Raw genomic sequence first — 11245 nt, 5'->3', positions numbered from 1 at the left:
TAGAGGAGGGGTTGAATGAATGCAATCAAGACGAAGCTGCAAGCGTTATTACATAATAAGCGGCTTGTTCAGACGCTGAAAATAGCCTTTCCATTAGCGGTCATCATTTTCGTCTTTATTCAAGGAAAGAAGGAATTATCCAGATTTTCACTTCGGGAGTCGCTCCATGCGATACGATTAATATCGAGTGAGTATTTTACGGGGCTCATTGTACTAGGTGGACTAGCGGTTGCGACCATGTTTTTCTATGATCGCCTGCTGCTGCGTTCGATTAAAGCTCCTGTTACCATAGGGAAAACATTTCGAGTATCCTGGATAGCGAATACCTTTAACGGGATTGTCGGCTTTGGTGGGATCGCAGGGGTAGGGATTCGTACCGTTTTGTATCGTCAATTTACAGGCGATGCCAGCAGGTTGCTGATTGCAATTGCATGGATGGCGCCTTCTATGATTAGTGGGTTGTCCATATTGGGCATCTTAGTGCTGCTGCATGTGTTCCCTGCGAGTGAACTGCTCGCCGCCAAGGGGTGGCTATGGGTTGTCCTAGTCGGAGTGGCTTTGTTCTTCCCCGTGTACTTACTCTTCTCACGGTGGAAGGGAAGAGCGAATGCGAACGCCAAACTGACATTCGGATATACGGTTGTGTCATTCATCGAATGGCTCGCTGCAGGATCAGTTGCATACGTTATCTTGCTTATGCTGAAGGCTGACGTCTCCTTCGCTGAAGTCATCGGTGTATTTACGGTTAGTGCCATAGCCGGCCTTATCAGTATGGTGCCCGGTGGATTCGGAACATTCGATATTACGTTCTTAATCGGCTTGCAAGCATTAGGAGTTGCAGACAGTACAGTATTTACAGCACTGCTGCTGTACCGGACCGTGTACTACTTCATCCCGTTTACACTTGGCTTAATCTTCGCAGCATTCGAGTTCGGCGAAGTTGCGGTGAAGAAGTTCGAGGATCACCCAACGTTAGGTACATATATTGAATCTGGCAGCATCTTGTGGTTCGTACAGCGCTCGTTATGGAATTCGCTGTCTGCTTGGTCAGTCGTAATCTTGCTGTTTATGACTTCCATATTTTTATTTACATACACGTTCACTGAGCCATCATGGGAATCATCCATGTTCGTTCTTCCTTTATTCCATGGTCAAGTATTTCCAATTGTGAATGGTATCTTACTTGGTGCAAGCCTGTTGATCCTGCTGCAATTGAAGGGACTCTTCGAGCGAACAATTCGGGCATATGTGATGACCTTGGCTGCCTTAGCGATATGTACGCTGCTGACGTTCCTGCTAGGAACGACGATTCGCCATACGTTGTGGCTATGCGGGATGCTGCTGTTCCTGTTCCTCATTCGCTCACAGTTCACTCGTTATCGATTCCCGTTAACGAAGAGTACGATATTCTTTACAACCTTATTCGGATCACTTCTCATGGTTCTGTACATGATGCTGGGATACATGCTGGCAGAATTCCATGAGAAGGTTGCGGATGCAGCAACTTACACGCTCAGCTATGGCCAATTTACAACAACGCTAGTTACTGGTCTGCTAGTAGCGGCTATCATGTACGTAATTGGGGTACTTGTGTTCGAGCGCCATCTGAAGAAGCCGCTAGGTAGAGATTGGCGTAGCGATGATCAAGTGCTTCTGACAGGCATTAATGGCTGGATGTATCAGAATGTAGCGGACAAGCGTGTCTTCTCAGTTAACGGCGGCAAAATTCGCTTTCCCTTCATTATTAAGGGACGGCGGGTAATTATGCTTGGCATGCCGCAGCTGGAGCGGATGAAAGCGAAAGAACATGATGCTCTGCATTCCCTGTACGAACATGCGGATCGCTTCGGTCTGGATATTGTGTTCTATCAAGCAGGCATAGATGGCATGCCGCTGCTTCATGATTATGGCAATGACTTCTTCAAAGTAGGGGAAATTGCACGGTATGAATTCACCGAGCCGAGCATGGCATCGCCGGTGCACCGGTATGAGCTAAGCAGCTTCCCGTTGGAAGCTGAACATGTTCAGCAAGTCATAGACGCGGCTAACAGCTGGGAGTCAGCGACACAAGGGTATATCGAGACGCTTCAACGCTTGCTGACGGTATCGGATGATACGCTCCAACTCGTTCGCTTATATAATGAAACGGATGGAGATCTCTTGCTAGGATACGTTGTACTGAGAGTCGACGAGGCCTCTGGAACGGTAATGATCGGCGATATTCGTTCTTGCCGCGGCTTATGTCAACCCGAACAGGATGAAGTACTGCAGCAGCTGCGTGATATCATCATATGGATCGGACAGCATCATCAATGCAAGCAGCTTGTCAGCGGATTAATTCCGTTGTCCCATGTTGAGTCGGATCGTTCACCCTATTTATGGACAGAACGAACTGCTGTTGCGATCTTCCGAAGAATCCGTGAGCTGTATCCAATGAATAACTATAGAAGAATATGGCTAGCCTTATTCGATGTTACGTGGGAGCCGCAGTATATTGCTTTCCGCAAGCAGCGTCATATGAACTGGACGGTATGGCGGGTAACGCGTATTATTCGGCGTTTGCAGCGATAGTGTGATTCATTTCATATGAAAATGATAAAATTTTGAAAGTTACAGAAAATACATGAAAAGGCTTGGAGGCTACTCCAGGCCTTTTTTATTGTGAAAAACCGCTTACAGCTCTGCTTTTCGACCGTACTCGCGGGTGGGACATGCTCCATAGTTCTGTTACAATAGGGGTGTTTCAGAATAGGAACGGATTTTCATCAAAGTCTTATCATCAGAAGGTGGTTCCTTATGCTAGGATTTGCAATTTTATTAGGCTTCAACATTGCAGGTGTGTGGCTGCACAATTTGCTTCATCTCCCGCTGCCCGGCAACGTGCTTGGCTTGGTGCTGTTCCTGATTGCACTTGGCATGAAGTGGGTGAAGCTGGAGTGGGTCGAGCAATCCGCTCAATTCCTGCTTGATCATATGTTGTTGTTCTTCATCCCTTATGTAGTCGGTATTATGGCATTTATGCCTGTTTTGAGTGCACATTGGTTCAGCATTTCTGCTGGAATTATCGGCAGTACACTGGTCGTTCTCTGGATGACAGGCTTCGTTGCTTCGAAGATGGAGAAGAAACCGGATGAAGCTAATGTGATGCCGACAAGAAAGGAAGATGCAGCATGAACCTTACATCATGGACACAACAGCCATTGTTCGGAATAGCTGCAACGATCGTTGTGTACGCATTATCCCGTGTACTGCATGAGCGTTTCAAATGGATGCATCCGATCCTCTTTTGCTCAGCGGTGTTGATCGGTTTCCTCGTCATTGGCAATATCCCGCTTCAGGATTATAAAAATGGGGCAGATATTTTGGCACTTATTCTTGGGCCAGCGACAATCGCGCTCGGTGTTCCTATTTATAAATATCGTGAGCTAGTCAAAAAGCAATTTGCTGCAATCTGCCTGTCCATTACGTGCGGCTCTATCGTGGGAATTGTGAGTGTGGCGGCGATCATGATGAGTTTAGACGGGGCGAGAGAAGTTATGCTGAGCATGCTGCCGAAATCAGTCAGTTCTCCAATCGCAGTTGAAATTTCCAAGTCGTTGGGTGCTATGCCTGAACTGTCTGCTGTATTTACCGTATTCACAGGGGTTGTTGGTGCATTGTTCGGTACAACCTTCCTGCGGATGACTGGTATTCGCGGCGAAGTGCCGCTTGGCATCGCAATGGGGACGGCTGCGCATGGATTCGGGACTGCGAAGAGCTTGGCGGACTCAGAAAAGCAGGGGACATTCAGTGGATTGGCAATGGGGTTAGCGGGTCTTATTACTTCCATCCTTTTCACACCAATTTATATGTTCCTAATGTAAGAGGTAAGAACCCGATCTATGGTCTGCATGGATCGGTTAATAAGAAGATCAGGACGTTCTTCGCAAACTGCGAGGGGCGTTTTTTTGTATGTGCTGTTAACTATGATGTAATGAATGAAGGGGAGCCCCCATACTGTTGCGTCCCATATATATCGTTATCCCTTCAAGGAAATGGAATGAAACATTTTTGTTTCTATCACGTTGATACTTATGTGAACTTATCTGAGCATACAATTCAGATGTATCATTAATTTCGTATAAAAGGTATTGAGGAAAGGGGTTGATTCCTTGAAATCCACAATATGGGCATGGGGGATCCTCTTAGGATTAAGTTTGCCGTCTCTTGCAGGTGCAGCAGGTACATACTCTGCCGAGAAGGTGTACACCGATCAGCAGAGCGGTAAGGTCTATTATAATGTTGAACGAATTGATTTGGAGGCGCGTGAGGAGCGCGTCGTCGTTCAAATGGCTGATGGGCAATGGAAAAAATGGGATCCGAGCATTCGGAGCATGCGAGTAGAAAAGGATCAGCAGCATCCTCTGCTCGTGACCAATTATGCAGATAATATTGAAGGCGGGATGCAGTATACGTATGATCCTGAGGATCAGGAAGTTGTGAAGGGAAAAGTGTTCCGTTCCTCGCCAGACCGCAAATGGGGAATCCATGAGCGGCTATATTTTGAACCGACAGCAGAAGGGTATATGACCAAGGTTCATAGCTTTATGCTGCGCAACAATCAAACAGGACATACGAAGGAATGGCTCCGTACTAACTATTCGATTGGGGCTGCATGGCTCTCAGACAATCGCATCATATACAGCCGGTTGGATGGAAAGAAATCGAATCAAGAGGAGATTGTGATCTTCGACCCTGCAACAAGTCAATTGGAACGGCTCGTATTCGGCAATCTTAGAGGCGTTGATCCTGAGAAGGGATACGTGGTATATACATTGAATAAGCCGGATCGTCCTCTATATGTATTGGACTTGAAGAAGCGAATATCCAAGCCGTTGAAGGATTGGGCTGCTGCGGAGGCATATTTGCCGAAGATGGACAATGCCAAGGATGCTACCGCAGATTTGCCGACGGACTTCGATCTGGATGCATTGCCCGAGGAAAAAATGACGATGAAGATCCAGCGCGATTACGAGGTTAAGGTTGATGAGGCATCGATTCGCGTGCCGATCGTATTTGAAGAAAAGGGATATATTCGTATCCCTGTTAAGCCGCTCGCGGATGCATGTGGCTGGCAGCTTATCAAGCTAGAGAAGCAGAAGAAGCAGAATGGCGCTCATCGATTTAAGCTTGTGAATGGCAGCCGAACCATGGAGCTGAATGCGGAGAATAGTGTGCTGGAGGAAGGAACACTCTATGTTACACCTGATCAGATTAAGCAGCTTGGATACAAGTCGGTTCATGTGACATACAATCCAGAACGCTAATCCTTACTCATAACGATAAGATATTGGTTTCGATAGGGCATGCATCTGCATGCCCTATTTTTATTCGTCCATAATGGCCGCTGCAACCGATCCACAATACCATCATGCTGTGTTCCAAATGTTATCTTCCGGTGGTATATGTGATGGTCGTAAACATGCCTCCTGCTGGATTGGTAAAATTATTAGAAGCATCCGAACCGAAGTAACTACCATGATTCAATCCGTCTCCTTCTTAAGGGGATGTCCTTGCTGATGGATCGTATCTTGTAAGTGGACAATAAGTCGATAAGTATGGACTATAATCAAAACCATAGACCTGTACAGCAGGTATAATAGTTGCAACATCTTGAAAACGCTTCCTTCGCGATGGAGTTCGCAATTCAATCATTTCACGTAACGAAAGGAGTCGAATTGATGATCAAGATGAAGAAATGGGCCAGCTTCATTGTTGCTGCCGTCATGCTTCTGTCCACCTTTCACACAGCCTTTGCCGAAGATAATGAGCTCAAGGAGCCAGATGGAATGAGGAATGTAGCGAGCGGAATATCTTATTCTTATTCTAAGCCCCCTCATGAGAATTACCCAGATGATGGAACAAAGTTGACAGATGGCAAATATGGAGACGTCAATGACTTCATGGATGGGAACTGGTCGGGATTGTTGAAGGGGAAGACGAGAGAAATCACATTTGACTTAGGAGAGAGCAAGTCGATCGGCCGAATTAAATCACACTTTCTCTATAACAACAGCGTAGGCATTTATACACCGACGATATTGTCTTACTATGCATCCGAGGATGGCCAGAATTGGGCTCCAGTGAAGTACATGAATTCTCCAGCCCCGCTATGGTCTGATATTCCGACAGCTGGCTATGACTATGTATGGGATGCTGCAACAGATCGAGTTCCTCATCCTTCCAGTCAAGCGAAGAAGATCTATGCGCGCTATGTGAAGATCGCAGTCACCACACAAATATGGGTGTTCATGGATGAGGTAGAAATCTGGGGTGTTGACGGCAAGACGTCTGATGCGTATGCGCTTCGTTCAGTAACACCATCGTATCTGAAGCCGGGTAATGATACAGCAGGAATCCGCAATCTGTGGCTTATGTACAATGGAATGTACGATAACAATCGCGGCAATTGGACGAAGGAGAAGCTCATGCCGTATGTCAGCTACGTCGACAACAATGGCGAGCCGACAGACTGGATGTATGACGGCACGCTTGTGCTAGGCCTTCGTACGCCAGATTTCCAACGGGATTTTGGTTATTCAGCAAATCTTGAAGACTGGAAATGGTATTTGGATAAGACGTTCAAGCCGGGCGGAGACCTGAGCGCATTGAATGACACGGTTAAAGAAGTGGGAGAGAAGCTGAATGATCCGAACCATAAAATGAAGGTTGTTATCATGATCCCGAATCCGGGTGAGGGGATATCCAACTTTGGAGATATCGACGGAGATAGCATCTCTGAGAGCTTCGTACCGAGTGAGGTAGGGGAAGAGCAGTCCTACGCGAATCGGCAGAAGGCTGTTGATTGGTACTTGGATCAAGTCAGAACAAACTGGATGAAGGGCCGTTATGAAAGCTTGGAGATCTCCGGCATGTACTGGCTGGACGAAGGAGTATCAAACGGAAAGACGTCCGATGAAAAGTTGATTAAGCATATTGGAGAGATTGTGCATAAGCGCGGACAGAAGCTGTTCTGGATTCCATACTTCGGTGCGAATAAGAACTATGCGGCACGAGCCCTGGGATTCGATGCAGCAGCACTTCAACCGAACCACTTCTGGGACGGCAGCAATCCGGAACGAATTGAGGACGCAGCTTATTTGGCGAAGCATCATGGTCTTGGTATTGAGTTAGAGACAGACGAAGCAATGTTCGAGAATGAAGCCTCACGCGGCAATTATATTGATTACTTGAACGGTGGGGTCGATTATGGATATATGACGGAAGCGTTCAAGGCCTATTACCAAGGGGTTGATTCCTTGCTCACCAGTTCACGCAGCAGTGACCCTCGGATTCGTGAGCTATATGATTGGATGTATCAATTTGTAAAGGGAACGTATCAGAAGCAGCCTCGATAAGCCTCGATAAACGATGAATGGGGAGCGCAGCGAAGCACGGAATAGACATAAGTCATCAAGAATGGGTGATCAACCCATGCTTACTCAATACACGATTTTATTGAAAAATCGACGAGAGGAGTTTTTATTGATGATTAAGTTGAAGAGAGTCGTGAGCTTCGTCGCAGCTTCTATCATGCTGCTGTCCACCTTCCAAGCTGCATTAGCGGTAGATATTGAACCTACAGTGGCCACCGATGGGATGAGGAATTTGGCAAGCGGGATTTCGTACTCCTACACCCATCAGCCACCTGATGAAAATTACCCAGACGATGGAACGAAGCTGACAGATGGAAAGTATGGAGATGCCAATGATTTTATGGACCCGAACTGGACCGCATTGTTAAAAGGAAAGACGCGTGAAATCATATTTGATTTGGGCGAAAGCAAATCGATTGGGAAGATTAAGTCTCACTTTCTCTACAATCAAGAAGTAGGCATCTATACACCAGAAATTGTCTCCTATTATGCCTCAGAAGACGGGATGAATTGGGCCCCTGTAAAATACATGAATTCTCCGGTACCGCTCTGGACCAATATTCCGACTGCAGCCTATGATTATGTGTGGGACGCAGCGGTAGATCGAGTTCCCCATCCATCCAGTCAAGCGAAGAAAATCTATGCCCGGTATGTGAAAATTGCCGTTACGACAGAGATTTGGGTGTTCATGGACGAAGTGGAGATATGGGGTGTAGATGGAAAAACAGCGGATGCATATGCGCTTCGCCCAGTCACATCTTCTTATTTGAAGCCGGGAAATGATACGGCAGGCATTCACGATCTGTGGCTCATGTACAACAGTATGTATAGTAACGATCGCGGCAATTGGACAAAGGAGAAGCTCATGCCGTACGTCAGTTATGTTGACAACAACGGAGAGCCGCAGGACTGGATGTATGATGGAACGCTTTTATTAGGCATTCGTACGGCGGATTACCAGCGGGATTTTGGGATTAACGCAGTACTTGATGACTGGAAATGGTATCTGGACAAAATGTTCAAGCCGGGCGGGGATTTGAGCGAGTTAAATGCTGCTGTGACAGAAGCAGGGAATAAGCTGAATGATTCGCATCATAAGATGAAAGTCGTCATTATGATTCCGAATCCTGGTGAGACGATTTCCAATTTTGGAGATGTCGATGGGGACGGGATCTCTGAGAACTTTGTGCCTAGTGATGTTGGCGCGGAACAATCCTTTACGAATCGGAAAAAGGCTGTTGATTGGTATGTGGATCAAGTAAGAACAAAATGGATTAAAGGCCGATACGACCGTTTGGAATTGGTTGGAATGTACTGGATGGCCGAATCGATGGGAAGAGACAATTCATCGGACGAGAAGTTGGTCAAGTATGCTGGAGATATCGTGCATAAGAGAGGACAGAAACTGTTCTGGGTTCCGAATTTTGGTGGCAACAGGAACTATGCAGCACGTGCGATAGGGTTCGACGCGACAGCGCTGCAGCCGAACCATTATTGGGGTGGAACTAACCCAGATCGGATTGAAGATGCGGCGTACTTAGCGAAGCATCACGGTTTAGGTATTGAGATGGAGATGGATGAGGATGCATTCACGAATGATGCATCACGCGGCTATTACATTGATTATTTGAATGGAGGGGTCGACTTCGGTTATATGAACGAAGCATTCATGGCTTATTACCAAGGTGTAGATGCCCTGCTCGACAGTTCTCGCAGCAGTAACCCGCGAGTGCGCGAGCTATATGATTGGATGTATCAATTTGTAAAGGGAACATATCAGAAGCAGCCTCGATAAATGCTCTGGATGATAGAAGATGACTACGGTACACTCCGGGTCATCTTCTTTTTATTTCATTGAGCAATACTCTGGTCATCCATCGGTGTTTTTTAGGGGTGTGTACATGCAGAAATAACTTAATGATTTCGTAAGAATCAAGTTAGAAATATGAGAGATTTGAAAAATAAAATAGAAAACATAGCAGACAACAAAATGTCAAGACGAGATAAGGTGGAAGCAAATGAAACCGAAAATGAGGTATGTAGGGATGTCTATCGTGCTTGGAGCATCAATGCTGACTGGAGGGTGTGGGGAAATGAAGGAAGATAAACAGGTGGAACCTACCGTAGCCGCTCAACCTGTCAAGTTGAGTGTCGTCGAATCTATTCAATCACAGGCAAAGGCGCTGAAGACGATCGATCCTATGCAGCCATTCGATGATATGATGCCGCTCAAAGACATGATTGGGAACGCCGATTATGTGGGATTGGGAGAAGCATCACACGGAAGCTCTGAAATATTTACGATGAAGTTCCGTCTCGTCAAGTTTTTAGTTACCGAGATGGGCTTTACGAATTTCGGAATCGAAGAGGATTGGGGCAATGGCTTAAAGCTGAATGAATATATCCACACGGGAAAGGGCAATCCAAGAGAATTTTTGAAGCTGCTATACCCGGCCGATGAGATAGTTGCGATGGTTGAATGGATGAAGGACTATAACGCTGACCCGTCACACGAGAAGAAAATCCAATTTATCGGACTCGACTTGAAGGCTTTGGAGCAAGATGTCTTTACTAAAGTGGTTGATTATGTGGAACTGCATCATCCTGAAATCCTATCTGAAGTTGAGGAGAGCTATAAGGAGTTATCGGCTGCGGCTGTAAGCTTGCAGGAATATATGAAACTGACACCTGAGAAGAAGAAGAAATTCAACGCGAATGCAGCAAAAGTCGTAAAATTGCTCGAAAATAAGACTCAACAGATGAACAATGGGATTGCCGCATCCGAACTCGTCTGGGTGATGGGTACGGCTAAGGTGATCGAGAATTTCACGGCAATGATGATTCCCAGCGATTATCCACAGATTGTAACGCTGCACGATCAATACTTAGCCGATCATGCAGAATGGGCCAAGCAAGCATTAGGCGGTAAAACGATGGTGTGGGGACATAATATCCACGTAGCAAAAGGCGTAATTGATAAGGAAATGTACCCGAAAGTCGCGGGTCAGTTTTTGGAAGAGCGCTTTGGAGATAAATATGTGGCTATTGGGACTACCACTACCAAGGGGAAATTCACTGCATTCAGCGAAGGCAAGCTCGCGACGGATACGATTCAGCAGAACGTTAACAGCTCCAACTATAAGTTAGGCGAAGTTTCTGATGAGATGTTCATGCTGGATGTTCGCAATCTTAAGGATCAGGCCAAGGAATGGGCACAAAAAGAGCTGCCGTTCTTTGATGGTATCGCTCAAATCATCCCTGACCGGCCACAGTATTTTAATGCTTCGCTGTCGGAACAGTTCGATATCCTTTTCCACATCCGTGAAACGAGTCCGTCTCAGTTTAGTGAGAAAAAATGATGAAGCCGAATGACGGGATGACGGAACTATAAGCGTTGTTACAGATGTACAAAATAAAGGGGCTGCCGCATGGCAGCTCTTTTGCATGACTTCTCAGTGAATAGATATTTATTATTGAATAGTTTATCCAATTTGATATGATAAGATGGGATGGTTTATCCAAAAAGGTAGAGGATGATTCATGAAAGGAGAGGGTACGAAGAGAATTGAGGGCGTTATGCCGCACTTATATGTAAGCGCTTTATTTGCGAGATAAAAGGAGAGTGAATTTATGAAAGTAAGGAAAGGCATAAGCTTGCTGACCGCTTCCCTCATGCTTGCTTCTGTGATCATGACATCGTTTTTCTCAACTGTAGTGTCTGCAGATTATTTGCCCAAAAATAGTGACAAATCCAATGGTGCTTCAAATATTGCGATTATGAACACCGGATATGATAACCGAGAGAATACGAATGGTACAAAGAGAGGGGA

General features: G+C 46.0%; 8 protein-coding genes. All 8 read left to right on the top strand.

What is annotated here, in order from left to right; all coding sequences use genetic code 11:
* The first annotated feature begins 15 nt into the window (after positions 1–15).
* Positions 16–2571, top strand: coding sequence for a flippase-like domain-containing protein (locus AZ66_RS10270; protein ID WP_044354758.1), 2556 nt, complete (start codon positions 16–18; stop codon positions 2569–2571).
* Positions 2572–2796: 225 nt separating this feature from the next.
* On the top strand, positions 2797–3174 hold the full coding sequence (locus AZ66_RS10265) for a CidA/LrgA family protein (protein ID WP_044354757.1): 378 nt from the start codon (positions 2797–2799) through the stop codon (positions 3172–3174).
* On the top strand, positions 3171–3863 hold the full coding sequence (locus AZ66_RS10260; RefSeq protein ID WP_044354755.1) for an LrgB family protein: 693 nt from the start codon (positions 3171–3173) through the stop codon (positions 3861–3863). Before AZ66_RS10265 ends, AZ66_RS10260 begins: the two co-directional genes overlap by 4 nt.
* A gap of 288 nt (positions 3864–4151) precedes the next feature.
* Positions 4152–5306, top strand: coding sequence for a hypothetical protein (locus AZ66_RS10255; protein ID WP_044354754.1), 1155 nt, complete (start codon positions 4152–4154; stop codon positions 5304–5306).
* A 336-nt stretch (positions 5307–5642) separates the two neighbouring features.
* Complete coding sequence (locus AZ66_RS10250; protein WP_052648459.1) at positions 5643–7397, top strand: DUF4855 domain-containing protein; 1755 nt, start codon at positions 5643–5645, stop codon at positions 7395–7397.
* A 130-nt stretch (positions 7398–7527) separates the two neighbouring features.
* Entirely contained in the window at positions 7528–9210 is a 1683-nt protein-coding gene (locus AZ66_RS10245) for a DUF4855 domain-containing protein (protein WP_052648458.1), read from the top strand.
* A 250-nt stretch (positions 9211–9460) separates the two neighbouring features.
* Positions 9461–10774, top strand: coding sequence for an erythromycin esterase family protein (locus AZ66_RS10240; protein WP_197081689.1), 1314 nt, complete (start codon positions 9461–9463; stop codon positions 10772–10774).
* 271 nt (positions 10775–11045) lie between these two features.
* The coding region (locus tag AZ66_RS10235; RefSeq protein ID WP_044354752.1) for a hypothetical protein at positions 11046–11245 on the top strand (200 nt) is incomplete at its 3' end.

The organism is Paenibacillus sp. E194, assembly GCF_000935845.1.
GTDB classification, from domain to species: domain Bacteria; phylum Bacillota; class Bacilli; order Paenibacillales; family Paenibacillaceae; genus Paenibacillus_B; species Paenibacillus_B alvei_B.
Note: the sequence above shows the minus strand (reverse complement) of the source record. Positions and strands in the feature narration are given on the sequence as shown.

Excerpts from the sequence above, each read along its gene's own strand:
- AZ66_RS10260 (WP_044354755.1), top strand. The coding sequence starts at position 3,171 with ATGAACCTTACATCATGGACACAACAGCCATTGTTCGGAATAGCTGCA.
- AZ66_RS10245 (WP_052648458.1), top strand. The coding sequence starts at position 7,528 with ATGATTAAGTTGAAGAGAGTCGTGAGCTTCGTCGCAGCTTCTATCATG.
- AZ66_RS10270 (WP_044354758.1), top strand. The coding sequence starts at position 16 with ATGAATGCAATCAAGACGAAGCTGCAAGCGTTATTACATAATAAGCGG.
- AZ66_RS10240 (WP_197081689.1), top strand. The coding sequence starts at position 9,461 with ATGTCTATCGTGCTTGGAGCATCAATGCTGACTGGAGGGTGTGGGGAA.
- AZ66_RS10265 (WP_044354757.1), top strand. The coding sequence starts at position 2,797 with ATGCTAGGATTTGCAATTTTATTAGGCTTCAACATTGCAGGTGTGTGG.